Below are 15,982 nucleotides of genomic sequence, written 5' to 3'. Positions count from 1 at the left end.
CGCGCCTGCTCCCGCGGCCGCCGTGGGACATAAAGCCTGTATCGGGCCACCTCTGTGCCCTGTCAGCAGCATCAGGCAGCATGGCCCCATGTCCGTACTGACGCGCGACGAAGCGCAGACCCGTGCCAAGCTCCTCGACGTCCACCACTACGGGATCGAACTCGATCTGACCCGCGGGGACGAGACCTTCGACTCCCTGACCGTCATCAGGTTCACCGTCCGCGCCGACGCGGACACCTTCGTCGAGCTGAAGCCCGCCGAGCTGCGCTCCGTCACCCTCGACGGGCAGCCCCTCGACCCCGAGACCCTCGTCGAGAACCGGCTGCCGCTCAAGGGACTCACCGCGGGCGAGCACGAGCTGCGCATCGACGCCGCCATGCGCTACTCCCGCACCGGCGAGGGCATGCACCGCTTCACCGACCCCACCGACGGCGAGACCTACCTCTACACCCAGCTGTTCATGGAAGACGTCCAGCGTGTCTTCGCCGCCTTCGACCAGCCCGACCTGAAGGCCGTCTTCGACCTGTCCGTCACCGCCCCCGACGGCTGGACCGTCCTCGCCAACGGCGTCACCGAGCACCTCGGGGAGGGCCGCTGGAAGGCCGCGCCCACCCCGCTGATCTCCACCTACCTGGTCGCCGTCGCCGCGGGACCCTGGCACTCCGTCCGCACCGAACACCGCGGCCTGCCCTTCGGCATCCACTGCCGCCGCTCCCTGGCCCCCCACATGGACGCCGACGCCGACGAGATCCTCGACGTCACCCGCGCCTGCTTCGACCGCTACCACGAGAAGTTCGACGAGCCCTACCCCTTCGACTCCTACGACCAGGCGTTCGTCCCCGAGTTCAACGCCGGCGCCATGGAGAACCCCGGGCTCGTCACCTTCCGCGACGAGTTCATCTACCGCTCCGCCGTCACCGACACCGAGCGGCAGACCCGCGCCATGGTCATCGCCCACGAAATGGCCCACATGTGGTTCGGCGACCTCGTCACCCTGCGCTGGTGGGACGACATCTGGCTGAACGAGTCCTTCGCCGAGTACATGGGCTACCAGACCCTCACCGAAGCCACCCGTTTCACCGACACCTGGACCGACTTCGGCGTCGCCCGCAAGTCCTGGGGCTACGACGCGGACCAGCGCCCCTCCACCCACCCCGTCGCCCCCGACCCGGACGCCGTCCCCGACACCGCGTGCGCCATGCTCAACTTCGACGGTATCTCCTACGCCAAGGGCGCCTCCGCCCTGCGCCAACTGGTGGCCTGGCTCGGCGAGAAGGACTTCCTCGCCGGCATCAACACCCACTTCGCCCGCCACAAGTTCGCCAACGCCACCCTCGCCGACTTCATCGACAACCTCGCCTCCGCCACCGAACGCGATGTGCACGCCTGGGCCGACGCCTGGCTGCGCACCACCGGCGTCGACACCCTCACCCCCACGATCACCGCGGCGGCCGACGGCACCCACACCCTCACCGTGCGGCACGACGGCAGCCGTCCGCACCGCATCGCCGTCGGCCTCTACGACCAGGACCTCACCGGCGAGGGCCGCCTCACCCTGCGCGAGCGCCTCGACGTGGACGTACCGCAGGCCGAGCCGACGGCGATCGGCAAGGGCCCCGCCCTGCTCCTCCTCAACGACGGCGACCTGTCCTACGCGAAGGTCCGCTTCGACCCCGCGTCCTTCGAGACCGTCCACGCGGCCCTCTCCGGCCTGCCCGACCCGCTCACTCGGGCCGTCGTCTGGAACGCCCTGCGCGACGCCGTACGCGACGGCGAACTGCCCGCCATGGCCTACATCGACGCCGCCCGTGTCCACCTCCCGCACGAGACCGACCTCGCTCTCGTCCAGGGCGTTCTGTCCTTCGCGGCCGCCCACGTCGCCGACCGCTACCTGGCGCCCGAGGAGCGCCCCGCCGCCCTCGCCACCCTCACCGCCCTGTGCCGCGACCTCATCCGCCGCACCGAGGACGGCTCCCACCCCGGACTGCGCCTCACCGCCGTACGCCACTTCATCGACGTCGCCGCCCACCCCGACACCATCAGCGCCTGGTTCTCCGAAGGCACCGTGCCCGGCGGTCCCGAGCTCGACCCCGAGCTGCGCTGGCGCATCCTCGGGCGGCTCGCCGTCCTCGGCGCCGTCGACGACGCCGTCATCGACGCCGAACTCGTCCAGGACCCCAGCGCCACCGGCCAGGAAGGCGCCGCACGCTGCCACGCCGCGCTGCCCGACCCCGAGGCGAAGCGCACGGCATGGGAGGCGATGTTCTCGACCGACGACCTCTCCAACTACCTCTTCACCGCCACCGCCCAGGGCTTCTGGCAGCCAGAACAGGCCGACCTCGTCCGCGAGTACGTCGAGCGCTACTGGCCCGACGCCGTGGCCGTCGCCGCCCGCCGTGGCCCCGCCATCGCCGAGGCCGCGGGCCGTTGGGCCTTCCCCGTCCACGCCATCTCCGCCGAGACCCTCGCCCTCGGCGAGGCATGCCTCCGCGACGCCGACCCCATCCCGGCACTGCGCCGCAAGCTCGCCGACCAACTCGACGACCTGGAAAGGGCATTGCGGGTACGCGAGGCGTAGGGTTCCCGCCCCGCCGCCCCCAGAGCCCGCTCAAAAGATCGCGCAGTTGCCCGCGCCCCTTCAGGGACGCGGGCAACTGCGCGACCAGCCTCAACCCACCCTCAGCCGAAAGGCATGCACGGGACGGGCCGGCGGGGGCGAACAAAACCCACCGCATCCACAGGCGGCCGGCGGTCATCGAACAGCAGGTCCGCGACAGCGGGCCCGCAGTGGGCCCACTCCCTTCGGCGCCCCACGTCAATGCGAGACGTCAACCCGGCCCGGGCGCAGGACATCTAGCACCTCCGCCGACCCAACACGCTTCCTCCGCACGGCAGTACCCCCTTTTGGGTCGGATCGTTTCCTATACGGGCGCGGAAACCCTGAATGCGTACACCCTTGGATTCCCCGCGCCGCGCGCCCACCGGAGGACCCCATGAGCACGCCGCCCCTCGCCTCAGGCCCCGAAGGTCCTGGCGCACTGCGGCCGTTGCTCGACACCGTCCTCGACGCACTCCAAGAGGGCGGCGCCGCCCGCGGAGGACCACTGCCCGCGGGAGGACCCGAGGCGGTGGCACGGCGCGTACGGGACGCGGTCGGCGACGTACTGCCCCGGCAGGGCAGCGAGGACGCCCTGCACATCCTCGTGCGCGCCCTCGCCGAGGGCGCAGCCGACCCCGCAGACCCGCTCTGCGCGGCCCACCTGCACTGCCCACCCCTCGCCGTCGCCACCGCAGCCGACCTCGCCGCCTGCGCCCTCAACCCGTCCCTGGACTCCTGGGACCAGGCGCCGTCCGCCTCGGAGCTGGAGGCCCTCGTCACCGGGGCACTGGCCCACGAGGTGTACGACGCGCAAGGCACCGCCCTCGTCACCACCGGCGGCACCGAGTCCAACCAACTCGCCCTCCTCCTCGCCCGCGAAGCCCACGGCGGCGTACAACTCGTCTGCGGAGCCAACGCCCACCACTCCCTGCACCGCGCCGCCTGGCTGCTCGGCCTGCCCGACCCCGTCGTCGTCCCCGCCCCGGCAGGCACGATGGACCCGGCCGCCCTCGACGAAGCCCTCACCGAGTTGCACGGCCCGCGCGGCTCCTTCGTCGTAGCCGCCACCGCGGGCACCACCGACGCAGGTCTCATCGACCCGCTGCCCGACATCGCCGACCTGTGCGCCGCCCACGGTGCCCGCCTCCACATCGACGCCGCCTATGGCGGAGGGCTCCTCTTCAGCGACCGGCACCGCGCCCGACTCGACGGGCTCGGCCACGCCCACACCGTCACCCTCGACCTGCACAAACTCGGCTGGCAGCCCGTCGCCGCCGGACTCCTCGCGGTACGCGATCCCAGCGACCTCGCCGTACTGGAACACCGCGCCGACTACCTCAACGCCGACGACGACACCGAGGCAGGCCTCCCCGACCTCCTCGGCTGCTCCCTGCGCACCACCCGCCGCCCCGACATCCTCAAAATCGCCGTCACCCTCAAAACCCTGGGCAGGGACGGCATCGGCGCCCTCGTCGACCAAGTCTGCGCCCGGGCAGGCGAGCTGGCCGACCTGATAGCCGCCCACCCCGGCTTCGAGCTCTACGACCGGCCGGTCATCAGCACCGTCCTGCTCCGGCCCGCGGGGGCCACCGACGACACCATCGCCGCCGTACGCCGCACCCTCCTGCACGAAGGACGCGCCGTCCTCGGCCGCGCCGCGCTCGACGGCCGCCTCTGGCTCAAAGCCACGCTCCTCAACCCCCACACCCGGCCGGGCGACCTGGCCGCGCTCCTGAAACTGGTGGAAGGACACACACCCCGATGAGCCCGACGCCCACCCCTCCACGTCCCGCCGCCGAAGCACCCCGCGACCTGGTGGGGATCGGCATCGGCCCCTTCAACCTCTCCCTCGCCGCCCTCGCCCACCCCCTCGTCGAACTCGACACCGTCTTCTACGAACAACGCCCCGGCTTCGACTGGCACCCCGGCCTCCTCATCGACGGCGCCACCCTCCAAGTTCCCTTCCTCGCCGACCTGGTGACCCTCGCCGACCCCGTGAACCCGTGGTCGTTCCTCAACTACCTCAAAGCCCGCGAACGCCTCTTCCCCTTCTACTTCGCCGAGCGCTTCCACATCCAGCGCGCCGAATACGACGCCTACTGCCGATGGGTCGCCGACAGCATCCCCGGACTCCGCTTCGGCCACCAGGTCGACGCCGTCCGCTGGAACCCCGAACGCGCCCTGTTCGAAGTCGACTTCACCCAGCTCGGCACCGACGGAGAAGCCCAATCCCTCGGCCGCTCCTACACCCGCAACATCGTCCTCGGGGTCGGCACCGCCCCGCACATCCCCGAACCGCTCAAACCCCTCGTCGAAGCCCCCGGCGTGCCCGTCATCCACGCCTCGGACTACCTCAAGCACCGCGAGCAGTTCCTCACCGCCGAACACATCACCGTCATCGGCGCGGGGCAGTCCGGCGCCGAAGTCTTCCTCGACCTCCTGCGCAACCGCCCCTCGGGCCGCGAGAAGATCCACTGGCTCGCCCGCACCGAAGCATTCGCACCCATGGAGTACTCCAAGCTCGGCCTGGAACACTTCACCCCCGACTACACGCGCTACTTCCACGCCCTCACCGAACCCGTCCGTGACCGGCTCGTCGCCGCCCAATGGCAGCTCCACAAAGGCATCGACGCCGACACCATCGCCGCCATCCACGACGAGCTCTACCGCCGCACCCTGCACGGCGGCTGGCCCGACGCCGTCCTCACCCCCGCCGTCACCGTCCGCACCGCCGGCCGTGTCGCCACCGCCAAGGTCGAACTCCACCTCGAACACGGCCAGCAGGGCGCCCGCTCCCGACTCACCACCGACGCCGTGGTCCTCGCCACCGGCTACCGCGAACGCCCCCTCGGTCAGATCCTCGCCGGACTCGACCCCTATCTGCGCCGCGACGGCAGCGAACGCCCCAGCATCGACGACCAGTTCCGCCTCGTCCTCGACCCCTCCGTCGCCGGTCACGTCTACGTCCAGAACGCCGAACTCCACACCCACGGCGTCGGCGCCCCAGACCTCGGCCTCGCCGCCTGGCGCAGCGCCACCATCCTCAACTCCCTCACCGGCAAGGACCCCTACCCGCTGCCCGGCCGAACCGCCTTCACCACCTTCGGACTCGAACCGCGCCCGCAGGTCCCACCCGCACGCCGGACGACCCCGGCCCTCACCTCCCTCGTCGAGGGACGGTAAAAACGCCGGCGGGCGCGGAAGATGCCCGCCGGCGACGAGGCCGCCCGGCGTGCGACTCAGCAACCGCTACGGCAAAGCGCCCCTGGACATCGCCAGGGCACGCGTCGCCGGACAGACCGCTCTGGAAACGGACCGCTCTGGAAACGGACCGCTCTGGAAACGGACCGCTCTGGAAACGGACCGCTCTAGAAGACGGGCGTTCCCTCCCGCGTCAGCTTCCAGTCCACCGAGGCGAACTCCTTCGGGTCGAGCGTGCCCTTCGCGGTCACCCACTCGGAGATCCGCGTACGGATCTCCGTCGACTCCGACCACACCTCGGTGGCCGAAGCGACATGCGGGAAGGCACCGCCGCCATTGGCGCGGTAGTTGTTCACCGCCAGCACGAACTGCTGCGCGTCATCCAGCGCCGCACCGTTGTAGGTCAGGTTCTTGATCCGCGAGCCCTCCGCCTGCGCGATGTCGATGTCGTACTGAAGACCCGACACGTAGTCGTAGTTGTAGTCCGGGCGGTTGTTCGCGTTCGTCAGCTTCTCCACGTCGATCGTGGCGTCCGCCGCCGTCTGCACGAAGTAGTTCGCGGAGTACTCCAGGTACGCCCGGATCTGCGCCCCCGTCATCACCTTCGCGACCAGCGTGTTGTCGTACACGTACAGGCTCGACAGATCCCGGATCGTCACGTCGCCGGCCGGAATCTCCGACGTACGGGAGAACGGCGACGCCTGCGCGATCACCGGCAGCGACGCGTACGCCGTGCCCGCCAGCGCCGCCTTGACCACGTCCTCCTGCACCTTGGTGATCAGGTCGATGATCGGAGCGTCCTTGTACCGCGCCTCCACCGTCGTCAGCGTCTGGGTCGCCGTACCGACCACCTGGTTGACATATGCCACGACCACGTCGTGCTCGTCCTTCAACAGCTTGGTGATCTTCGGGTCGTCGGCCACCGAGTTCGAGTTGCGGACCGCCGCCGCCACCGACTCGACCTGCCACTTCCCCTTCTCGAGGACCAACTCGAAGTCGAAGACCGACAGCCGCTCCGCGTACGCCAGCGGCTCCGACAGCACGACCGTCCTGCCGGTCGCCGCGTTGGTGACCTTCAGCTCGGGAATCTCCACATGCGCGTGCCCCACGAGAATCGCGTCGATACCCGGCACCTGCTGCGCGACCAGCGCCGCCGAGTTCTCGACGTACGGCAGCTGATCACCGTACGACGAGGTGCCCGACGAGCCGGAGTGCGCCGACACGACCACGACGTCCGCACCCATCGACCGCAGCTTCGGCACCCACTTCGCCGCCTGCTCCTCCAGGCCCGGGAACGTCAACTTGCCCTGGACGTAGGCCTTGTCCCAGATCGCGATCCCCGGGTTCGTCAGACCGAGGACCGCCACCTTCACCGGCGGGGCGCCCGGGACGTGGAACTTCTTGATGAAGTACGGAGGGAACGCCGGCTTCAGCGTCTTCGCGTCCAGCGCGTTCGCGCCCAGCAGCGGGAAGTGACACTGCGACTCGAACTTCCGCAACGTCTCGATGCCGTAGTTGAACTCGTGGTTGCCGAGCGCCGCGGCGTCGAACCCGATCGCGTTCATCGCCTGCGCCATCGGGTGGACGGGACCGCCCTTGGCGGTGATCGGGTCCACCTTCGCGTAGTAGTACGTCAAAGGAGTGCCCTGGATCGTGTCGCCCGCGTCCAGCAGCAGCGTGTTGCAGCGGCCCTTCTCCGTGCGGATCTCGTTCACCAGCGTCGAAATCCGCGCCAGACCCTGCGCGTTGCCCGCCTTGTCCGTGTACTCCGCGTTCTTGAAGTAGTCCCAGTTGAAGACGTGGCCGTGCAGATCCGTCGTGCCCATCACCGTCAGCGAGTACCGCTTCGGGGACTTCTTGCCCCCCGAGGCCTCGGCAGCCCGCGCCGCCGGAGCCGCGGCCGCCCCGGCGAGTGCGACCCCCGCACCCGTCACGGCGGACTTCTTCAGGAACTTCCGGCGGTTCAACGGCATCTCTGTGGCTCCTCGGGAAAAGGTCAACGACGCGCGTAGATTCTGGCCCAACAGCCAACCCCGCAACAGGTCCAGGAGGTTTCGATCTGATGACCTGTGAGCGCCACAGCCGGCCCTCCCGGTGACAGAGTGGGACGTATGGCCCCCACCGCGGACTCCACCTCACAAGAACCCCAACCCGCCGTCCCCTACGGCACACCCGAATCCCCACGCATCGCCGTGCGAGGCGAAGCCCACCTCGAAGTCGACCCCGAGATCGCCCGCATCGGCATCAGCGTCGAGGCCCACGGCCGGGACCGCCGTGAAGCCCTCGCCGATCTCACCCGCCGCAATGCCGCCGCCCTCGACCTCGTGAAGTCGTACGGCGACGCAGTCGAACGCCTGGAAACCGGCGCCTTCTCCATCAGCCCCGAACTCAGCAGACGCGGCCGTGGCGAACGCGTCCGTACGTACCACGGCCGCGTCCACATCGGCGCCGAACTCACCGACTTCACCGCACTCGGCGAACTCACCTCCGCACTCGCGGACCGCGACCTCACCCGCGTCGACGGCCCCTGGTGGGCCCTGCGCCCCGACTCACCCGCCCACCGCACCGCCAGGCAGCAAGCCGTTCGCGAAGCCCTCCAACGCGCCCGCGAATACGCCGAGGCGCTCGGGACCCACCTCTCCGCACTGGTCGAACTCGCCGACATCGGCGCCGAAAGCGCCCCACCGTATGCGTTCGAAGCCCGGACCTCCCGCGCCCTGCGCACCAGATCCGCCTACGGCGGCGGCCCCATCGAGGACGAAGCCGCCGCCCTCGACCTCGAACCCCAACGCCAACACGTCTACGCCCAGGTCAACGCCCGATTCACGATGGCGCCGCCGCAGTTGTAGAGAAAGTGACGGTCGGTGACCGACTGCTTCTCCTGTGCAGGCTCGCGCAGATGAATGGATAAATGCGACCGAGGCGCGCCCAAATCCCATTCTGCTCATCGGAGCGCACCCTCGCACAATTCAACAGTTGTCAATAGCTCTTCACGCAAAGGTTGTTGGGTAGTCACGTCCGACCAATTCTCTACCCGCCGGTAAGGCCTAGGCTCGAACCATGCGCCGAGCAAAAATCGTCTGTACATTGGGCCCCGCCACCGACTCGTACGACCAGATCAAGGCCCTGGTCGAAGCCGGCATGGACGTAGCCCGCTTCAACCTCAGCCACGGCACCTACGCCGAACACGAGGAGCGCTACCACCACGTGCGAAAGGCCTCCGACGAGACCGGCCGCAGCGTCGGAATCCTCGCCGACCTTCAAGGCCCGAAGATCCGACTCGGCCGCTTCAGCGAAGGCCCCGTACTCCTTGAACGCGGAGACACCTTCACCATCACCGTCGAAGAGGGCGTCGAAGGCGACCGCCAGACCTGCGGAACGACCCACGAAGGGCTCGCCGCCGACGTCACCCCCGGTGAACGCATCCTCGTCGACGACGGCAAAGTCACCCTCGAGGTCACCGCCGTCGACGGCCCCCGCGTCCACACCGCCGTCGTCGAAGGCGGCATGGTCTCCGACCACAAGGGTCTCAATCTCCCCGGCGTCGCCGTCTCCGTCCCCGCCCTCTCCGACAAGGACGAAGCAGACCTCCGCTGGGCCCTCCGCACCGGCTTCGATGTCATCGCACTGTCGTTCGTCAGAAGCGGCAAGGACATCCACGACGTCCACCGCATCATGGACGAAGAAGGCCGCCGCCTCCCCGTGATCGCCAAGGTGGAGAAGCCCCAGGCCGTCGACAACATCGACGACATCGTCGCCTCCTTCGACGGCATCATGGTCGCCCGCGGCGACCTCGGCGTCGAGATGCCCCTGGAACAGGTCCCCATCGTCCAGAAGCGCGCCATCAAGCTCGCCAAGCGCAACGCCAAGCCGGTCATCGTCGCCACCCAGATGCTCGACTCGATGATCGACAACTCCCGCCCCACCCGTGCGGAAGCCTCGGACGTCGCGAACGCGGTCATCGACGGCACGGACGCGGTGATGCTGTCCGGGGAGACCAGCGTCGGCAAATACCCCGTCGAGACGGTCAGGACGATGGCGCGGATCGTGGAGGCGGCCGAGGAGGACATCCTCGCCAAGGGCCTCCCGCCCCTGACCGAACGCAACAAGCCCCGGACCCAGGGCGGCGCCGTCGCCCGAGCCGCCGCCGAAATGGGCGACTTCCTCGGCGCCAAGTTCCTCGTCGCCTTCACTCAGTCCGGCGACACCGTCCGGCGCCTGTCGCGCTACCGCTCACCCATCCCCCTGCTGGCCTTCACCCCGGCCCAGGCCACCCGCTCCCAACTCAATCTCACCTGGGGCGTCGAAACGTTTCTCGGCCCCCACGTCGACTCCACCGACGCCATGGTCGACCAGGTCGACGAACTCCTCCTCAATTACGGCCGCTGCCGGAAGGGCGACATCGTCGTCATCACCGCAGGCTCCCCGCCCGGAGTCTCCGGCTCGACGAACCTCGTACGCGTCCACCACATCGGCGAGGACGACAGCCCCAAGTAGGACGCGAAGCGGGGCCCTTCAAGGAGGGCCCCGCTTCGGCATTCCTACGGCGTGACGATGTCGAAGTCCGCCGACGGCGACCACCGAGAACCATTCGGGGAGCAGCGCCGTGTCGCCGGAGGTCGGAATCGACCGCAGCCCCCTACCGGCCAACAGCTGCAACAACTGGGCTTCGGCCGCTGGGCAATGGCTCCGCGAAAACTCAATGATTGAGCAGAGTCGCCGCAAAACCGCAGATCGCCATCCCGAAGGAATCCCCGAGCCTTCGAAACAGCGGCCGGCATCCCGTCCAATGCCTTCATATACCGCTTCGGCTCCGCGACCGGCGGATGCTCCCACAAATGCGCGGGATTCCCATCGAACCAGCCCATGTGACGCTGATAAATGCCCTTCACGTCATGGCTCGGAGACCCGTAATAATCCCGGTTCGCCCACACCTCGGCAAGCGTCGGAGGCAGCACGAACTCCTCCGCGATCTCCCGCCCGAGCGAGTGGTGACGGGTCATATTGCGGGGTCAGTACTTGGGGCCTACGTGGGTGTCCATGAGGGCGACGGAAGCGCGTCGGGCGACCGAGATGTTGCGTGAGTTTGGTTGCTTCCAGTCGACACCGACCTTGTCGAGCGTGTCGGTGTAGAGCTGCCTGATGTCCGCCGAGAGATTCGTGAAGAAGTACCGCGGGTACTCGTAGCGCTTGCGCTCGCCGTTGATGACCTTCTCGGTCCAGTTGGTGACACGGCAGCCGTCCGAGTGGATGAGCCCCCGGATGAAGTCCCAGGGGTGGGTGTCGACGACGGCCTGTTGCCAGGGTTCGAGCGCGATCTTGCGGTTGTGCTTCAGGCCGGGCCCATGCTGAGGGATGAGGCAGGGCCAGTGTTTGCTGGAGCCGGTGACTGCGACACAGCCTTGCTTCCTGACGCGGCACACGCTGTTGTCCGGGCGGACCGATCGCAGGGCGGCTTCGCACGCGCCGATGATGCCGGGCCAGGCGTTGTCCAACACGATGCGGATGAAGTAGACGCCTCTCCGATGGGCGTTGATGCACCCGTCGCCCAGATAGAGCCCCAACAGGTAGGCGTAGGCCGCCTGGTTCGCGGGTGGGGTCGGTATGTCCTGGCACCTGGGGCAGGGGCGTGCTGAGTGTCCGCGCGGTTCGACGCGGGTCAGCCAGGAACGGATGGCGGCCCGGGAGACACCCGTCTCCTTGCTCACCGCGTTCAGGCTGCGCCCTTGAGCCACCAATGCCAAAGCCCGCTTGCGTGTACCCATGTCGTACATGCGGCCACTCTGTGTGACCGATCGTCGCGCCACGCAGCAAAAAGCGGATGTTCACGAGAATGTGAACGTCCGCTTCTGAATAGCGACCTTGAAAACCAAGGAAAAGTGCCCCGGGTCGGACTCGAACCGACACTGTATGGGTTTTGAATCCATTGCCTGCTGCCAATTGGGCTACCGGGGCCCGCGAATCAAAGGTTGACCCCGACCCGCTGCCCGACCACCATACCGCAGCTAGGTAGGCTCTTGGGAGCAGTACCCGGCCTGAACGAGGAGCCCCCGTGACCGCCCCCGAGTCGCCCCAGCCCGTAGACGCGCCCGACGACGACAAGTCGCACGTGCCTCCGCTGACGACCCGCGTCGTCATCGCTGAGGACGAGGCGCTGATTCGTCTCGACCTCAAAGAGATGCTGGAGGAAGAGGGGTACTCCGTCGTAGGCGAGGCGGGCGACGGTGAGCAGGCCGTCGAGCTGGCCCGGGAGCACAAGCCGGACCTGGTGATCCTCGACGTGAAGATGCCCAAGCTGGACGGAATCTCGGCGGCGGAGAAGATCGCCGAGGAGTCCATCGCCCCCGTTCTCATGCTCACCGCCTTCTCGCAGCGCGACCTCGTCGAGCGGGCGCGCGACGCCGGCGCCATGGCGTACCTCGTGAAGCCGTTCAGCAAGAGTGACGTCGTACCGGCGATCGAGATGGCCGTGTCGCGGTTCACCGAGCTGAAGGCGCTGGAGAAGGAGATCGAGGATCTCACGCAGCGCCTGGAGACGCGGAAGCTGGTCGACCGTGCGAAGTCGGTGCTGCAGACCGAGTACGGGCTGACCGAGCCCGCCGCGTTCCGGTGGATTCAGAAGACCTCCATGGACCGTCGTATGTCCATGCAGCAGGTCGCCGAGGCGGTCATTCAGGACGCCGAGGAGAAGAAGTCCGCGAAGGGCTAGTCCCAGCCCCGCAGTACAGCGAGAGAGGCCCGCGCCCCCCTGACAAGGGCGCGGGCCTCTTCGTATCCCCGGAGTGAACTCAGTCCTCGCCGAGGTACGCCTTTCGTACGGACTCGTCGTGCAGCAGGTCCTGCCCGGTGCCGGAGAGGACGATGTTGCCGACCTCCATGACGTGTCCTTGGTCGGCGAGGGAGAGCGCCGCCTGGGCGTTCTGCTCGACGAGGAGGATGGTCGTGCCGGAGGCCTTGAGTTCGGCGATGGTGGCCATGATCTTCTGCATCATGATCGGCGAGAGGCCCATGGAGGGTTCGTCGAGCATGAGCAGCTTGGGCTGGGACATCAGGGCGCGTCCCATGGCCAGCATCTGCTGTTCGCCGCCCGAGAGGGTGCCTGCCGCTTGCTTACGGCGCTCGCCCAGGATGGGGAAGAGGTCGTACGCGCGCTGGATGTCCTTTTCGATGCCTGCCTTGTCGGAGCGCAGGAACGCGCCGAGTTGGAGGTTTTCGGCGATCGTCAGCCGGGGGAAGATGTGGCGTCCCTCGGGGGAGTGGGCGAGGCCCAGGGCGACGATCTTGTGGGCGGGGACTCCGGAGAGGGGTTGGCCGTCGAAGAGGATGCGGCCTCCGCTGGGCTTGAGGAGCCCGGAGAGGGTGCGCAGGGTGGTCGTCTTGCCGGCTCCATTGGTGCCGATGAGAGTGACGATCTGGCCGGCCTCGACGGTGAAGGAGATGCCCTTGACGGCTTCGATCTTGCCGTAGGCGACCTTGAGGTCTTCGACCTCCAGCAGTGCGGTCACGGGGCGGTTCCTTCCTTGCTGGTGCTGCTCTGCGCGTCGTTGGCGTCGGAGGCGTCGGAGGCGTCGGAGGCCTCGGCGGCCTCGGCGGCCTCGACTTCGGCGACTTCGTCGTCGCCGGGGGCGCCTTCGAACGGCTCACCGAGGTAGGCGGCGATGACGCGTTCGTCGCCCTGGACGACCTCCGACGTTCCCTCGACGAGCTTTTCGCCCTGGACGAGGCAGGCGACGCGGTCCGACAGGTTGAAGATGAAGCGCATGTCGTGCTCGATGACGAGGACGGCGATGCCCCTGTCGCGGATGGCGAAGACGAGTTCTTCGGTCGCCCGCGTTTCTTGGGGGTTCATGCCGGCGGTGGGTTCGTCGAGGAGCAGGAGGCCGGGCTCGCTGGCCATGGCGCGGGCGATTTCGAGCTTGCGCTGTTCGCCGTAGGGGAGGTTGCGGGAGAGGTGGTCGGCCTTGTGGGCGAGGCCGATGAACTCCAGCAGTTCCATGGCCCGTTCACGCGAGGCTGCCTCCGCCTTGCGGAAGCCCGGGCCGCGGAGCAGGGCCGACCACAGGCCCTCCTTCGTCCTGGTGTGGCGGCCGACGAGCACGTTTTCCAGGACGGTCATGTTGGCGAAGAGCCGGATGTTCTGGAAGGTGCGGGCGATGCCGGCGCTGGTGACCAGGTGCGGCTTGGGCGGGAGGACGGTGCCTTTGTAGGAGACCTTGCCCTCTGTCGGCACGTACAGGCCGGTCAGACAGTTGAAGAAGGTCGTCTTGCCGGCGCCGTTGGGGCCGATGAGGCCGACGATCTCGCCGGTGTTGACGGTGAGGTCGACGCTGCGTACGGCGGTGAGGCCGCCGAAGCGCATGGTGACGCCGCTGGCTTCGAGGACGGGCGTGGGGGCTGTGGTGGTGGTCATGTGGGTCACGCCCCTGCCTTGGTGACGCCGACGGTGCTGTCGGGCAGGCCTTGTTCGGGGATGTCGAGTTGGCCGGTGTCGTGGAATTCGAGCTGGCGGCGGCGGTTGGCGATGATGCCCTCGGGGCGGAAGCGCATGAGGATCACGAGCGCGAGGCCGAATGCCAGGAGCTGGTACTCCTTGAGGAAGCTGAGCTTCTCGGGGAGGAGGTAGAGCAGCGTGGCGCCGAGGATGGGGCCGTTGACGGTGCCCATGCCGCCGAGGACGACCGCGGCGAGCAGGAAGGCGGAGTTCGGGGGCACGGAGCCGGCGAACTGGTACGGGGCCGGGTTGACGCTGTATCCGACGTGGGCGCTGACCGTACCGGCAAGGCCTGCCAGCGACGCACCCAGCGCGAAGGCGATGAGCTTGACGCGGAAGCCGTTGATGCCCATGGCGGTGGCGGCGGTCTCGTCCTCGCGGATGGCGATCCAGGAGCGGCCGATCCGGGAGTCGGCGGCGCGGTTGAAGACGAGGACGACCAGCGCGGTGATGAGCAGCATCAGCAGGAAGTAGTTCGCGAAGCGGCCGAGGCTGACTCCGCCGACGTCGTGGGTGCTTCCGAAGTTGAACCCGAAGATCTTGAGGTCCGGGATCATGGAGATGCCGTTGGGGCCGTTGGTGAGGTTGGGCCCCGAGGAGCCGTCGAGGTTGTTGACGGAGATGCGGAAGATCTCTCCGAAGCCCAGGGTCACGATGGCGAGGTAGTCGCCGCGCAGTCGCAGGGTGGGGGCGCCGATGAGGACGCCGAAGACGAGCGATGCGGCCATACCGGTGAGCATGGCGGCCCAGAAGGGGAACTGGACGCCGGAGAAGCGGGAGAACTCGGAGCCGGAGACGAGGGCCGCGGCGTAGGCGCCGACGCCGAGGAAGGCGACGTATCCGAGGTCGAGGAGTCCGGTGAGGCCGACGACGATGTTGAGGCCGAGGGCGACGGTGGCGACTACGAGGATGTTCACGCCGAGGTTGGCGTTGTGCTCGTTGTTCTCGACGAAGGGGAAGATCGCCGCGGCGAGGAATGCCATGGAGGTGGCGAATCCCTTGTGGCGGGCGTTGAGTTCGGCGAAGCGGTCGAAGAGTCCGGCGGTGAGCAGGGCCCAGGTGCCGAAGATGATCAGGAGCAGGTAGCCGAGGAACGTTTCGCTTGCGTCGGGGTCGACGCCGATGCCGTAGGTGAAGACGATCAGGGCTACGACGGTGGCGCCGGTGATGACGAGGCGCTCGCCCCAGGCGGGGAGCTTGGCGGCCGGGGGGATGTTGTCGGGCTTGCTGACCCAGTCCTTGAAGGTGTCGCCGGGGCTGGGGAGTGCCAGGGCGCCGAGGAGGGCGACCAGGGAGCCGACGGCGGCGATGTAGGCGCCGGGGTCGAGGGCGACGAGGCCCTTGAGGTCGACGGCGATGGCGATGGCGCTGAACCAGCTGACCGCGAACGCGGAGGCGGTGGCGAGGACGACGGGCTGGGTGGCGCCTGCCGGGTTGAGCCAGCCGAGGCCGCGGACGCGCCAGAGGGTGAGCGCGAAGAGCAGGGTGAGGGCGCCGGCGACGAGGTCGAGGATCTGGAGTCCGGCCGGGGAGCCGTAGTAGGTGAGGTCCCCGGGGAAGTCGGACGTGTAGGTCCAGGACATGAAGGTGCTGGCGATGGTGGCGACGGCGCCGATGGCGATGAGGGCGCGGGCGGCCGTCTGGGGGAGTGCGATCAGTCCGCGCTCTGCCGTGTTCTCGATGGTTGCCAT

Annotated in this window: 11 protein-coding genes, 1 tRNA gene and 1 pseudogene; 6 read left to right on the top strand and 7 right to left on the bottom strand. The window is 68.4% G+C overall.

The features are described 5' to 3' along the window. Positions 1 to 88 precede the first annotated feature (88 nt). The 3 genes from pepN (at position 89) to OG390_RS13170 (ending at position 5,782) form a co-directional block, all read left to right on the top strand. Complete coding sequence (gene pepN / locus OG390_RS13180) at positions 89 to 2,578, top strand: aminopeptidase N (RefSeq protein ID WP_406167685.1); 2,490 nt, start codon at positions 89 to 91, stop codon at positions 2,576 to 2,578. 415 nt (positions 2,579 to 2,993) lie between these two features. Continuing rightward, positions 2,994 to 4,364: a pyridoxal phosphate-dependent decarboxylase family protein gene (locus OG390_RS13175; RefSeq protein ID WP_406167683.1), complete on the top strand. Its 1,371-nt coding sequence runs from the start codon at positions 2,994 to 2,996 to the stop codon at positions 4,362 to 4,364. Further along, positions 4,361 to 5,782 carry a lysine N(6)-hydroxylase/L-ornithine N(5)-oxygenase family protein gene (locus tag OG390_RS13170; protein ID WP_406167681.1) on the top strand — a complete coding sequence of 474 codons (1,422 nt, stop codon included), beginning with the start codon at positions 4,361 to 4,363 and terminating at the stop codon, positions 5,780 to 5,782. Before OG390_RS13175 ends, OG390_RS13170 begins: the two co-directional genes overlap by 4 nt. Positions 5,783 to 5,967: 185 nt before the next feature. Here OG390_RS13170 and OG390_RS13165 read toward each other — a convergent pair whose 3' ends face one another. Further along, positions 5,968 to 7,773 carry a bifunctional metallophosphatase/5'-nucleotidase gene (locus OG390_RS13165; protein WP_406167679.1) on the bottom strand — a complete coding sequence of 602 codons (1,806 nt, stop codon included), beginning with the start codon at positions 7,771 to 7,773 and terminating at the stop codon, positions 5,968 to 5,970. Positions 7,774 to 7,911: 138 nt separating this feature from the next. Here OG390_RS13165 and OG390_RS13160 point away from each other — a divergent pair, with 138 nt between their 5' ends. Both OG390_RS13160 and pyk read left to right on the top strand, forming a co-directional pair. Beyond that, positions 7,912 to 8,649 carry an SIMPL domain-containing protein gene (locus OG390_RS13160; RefSeq protein ID WP_406167678.1) on the top strand — a complete coding sequence of 246 codons (738 nt, stop codon included), beginning with the start codon at positions 7,912 to 7,914 and terminating at the stop codon, positions 8,647 to 8,649. A gap of 211 nt (positions 8,650 to 8,860) precedes the next feature. Next, entirely contained in the window at positions 8,861 to 10,297 is a 1,437-nt protein-coding gene (gene pyk, locus OG390_RS13155) for a pyruvate kinase (protein ID WP_406167676.1), read from the top strand. Between the two features lie 205 nt (positions 10,298 to 10,502). Here pyk and OG390_RS13150 read toward each other — a convergent pair. The 3 genes and pseudogenes from OG390_RS13150 to OG390_RS13140 form a co-directional block, all read right to left on the bottom strand. Then, a pseudogene (locus OG390_RS13150) lies at positions 10,503 to 10,782 on the bottom strand (alkyl sulfatase dimerization domain-containing protein); the annotation flags it as partial. A 30-nt stretch (positions 10,783 to 10,812) separates the two neighbouring features. After that, the gene (locus OG390_RS13145) at positions 10,813 to 11,574 is read right to left on the bottom strand and encodes a transcriptional regulator (protein ID WP_406167674.1); all 762 of its coding nucleotides are present in this window, start codon (positions 11,572 to 11,574) and stop codon (positions 10,813 to 10,815) included. Positions 11,575 to 11,680: 106 nt separating this feature from the next. Next, positions 11,681 to 11,755: transfer RNA gene (locus tag OG390_RS13140), tRNA-Leu, on the bottom strand. A 97-nt stretch (positions 11,756 to 11,852) separates the two neighbouring features. On the opposite strand from OG390_RS13140, the gene OG390_RS13135 reads away from it, so the two are divergent. Next, entirely contained in the window at positions 11,853 to 12,509 is a 657-nt protein-coding gene (locus OG390_RS13135; RefSeq protein WP_399077926.1) for an ANTAR domain-containing response regulator, read from the top strand. A gap of 79 nt (positions 12,510 to 12,588) precedes the next feature. On the opposite strand, the gene OG390_RS13130 is transcribed toward OG390_RS13135, so the two are convergent. From OG390_RS13130 to OG390_RS13120, 3 genes are read right to left on the bottom strand one after another with little or no spacing between them, the layout of a single operon-like run. Further along, positions 12,589 to 13,305: an ABC transporter ATP-binding protein gene (locus OG390_RS13130; RefSeq protein WP_399077924.1), complete on the bottom strand. Its 717-nt coding sequence runs from the start codon at positions 13,303 to 13,305 to the stop codon at positions 12,589 to 12,591. After that, on the bottom strand, positions 13,302 to 14,210 hold the full coding sequence (locus OG390_RS13125; protein WP_406167672.1) for an ABC transporter ATP-binding protein: 909 nt from the start codon (positions 14,208 to 14,210) through the stop codon (positions 13,302 to 13,304). The genes OG390_RS13130 and OG390_RS13125 overlap by 4 nt, the downstream gene beginning before the upstream one ends. A 5-nt stretch (positions 14,211 to 14,215) precedes the next feature. After that, positions 14,216 to 15,982 carry a branched-chain amino acid ABC transporter permease gene (locus tag OG390_RS13120; protein WP_406177641.1) on the bottom strand — a complete coding sequence of 589 codons (1,767 nt, stop codon included), beginning with the start codon at positions 15,980 to 15,982 and terminating at the stop codon, positions 14,216 to 14,218.

It is taken from the genome of Streptomyces sp. NBC_00996 (assembly GCF_045162675.1).
GTDB lineage: Bacteria > Actinomycetota > Actinomycetes > Streptomycetales > Streptomycetaceae > Streptomyces.
Note: the sequence above shows the minus strand (reverse complement) of the source record. Positions and strands in the feature narration are given on the sequence as shown.

Bases quoted from the DNA above. Each gene is read 5' to 3' on its own strand.
- OG390_RS13170 (WP_406167681.1), top strand. From the start codon at position 4,361: ATGAGCCCGACGCCCACCCCTCCACGTCCCGCCGCCGAAGCACCCCGC.
- OG390_RS13125 (WP_406167672.1), bottom strand. From the start codon at position 14,210: ATGACCACCACCACAGCCCCCACGCCCGTCCTCGAAGCCAGCGGCGTC.
- OG390_RS13160 (WP_406167678.1), top strand. From the start codon at position 7,912: ATGGCCCCCACCGCGGACTCCACCTCACAAGAACCCCAACCCGCCGTC.
- OG390_RS13120 (WP_406177641.1), bottom strand. From the start codon at position 15,982: ATGGCAACCATCGAGAACACGGCAGAGCGCGGACTGATCGCACTCCCC.
- pepN (WP_406167685.1), top strand. From the start codon at position 89: ATGTCCGTACTGACGCGCGACGAAGCGCAGACCCGTGCCAAGCTCCTC.
- pyk (WP_406167676.1), top strand. From the start codon at position 8,861: ATGCGCCGAGCAAAAATCGTCTGTACATTGGGCCCCGCCACCGACTCG.
- OG390_RS13145 (WP_406167674.1), bottom strand. From the start codon at position 11,574: ATGTACGACATGGGTACACGCAAGCGGGCTTTGGCATTGGTGGCTCAA.
- OG390_RS13165 (WP_406167679.1), bottom strand. From the start codon at position 7,773: ATGCCGTTGAACCGCCGGAAGTTCCTGAAGAAGTCCGCCGTGACGGGT.
- OG390_RS13175 (WP_406167683.1), top strand. From the start codon at position 2,994: ATGAGCACGCCGCCCCTCGCCTCAGGCCCCGAAGGTCCTGGCGCACTG.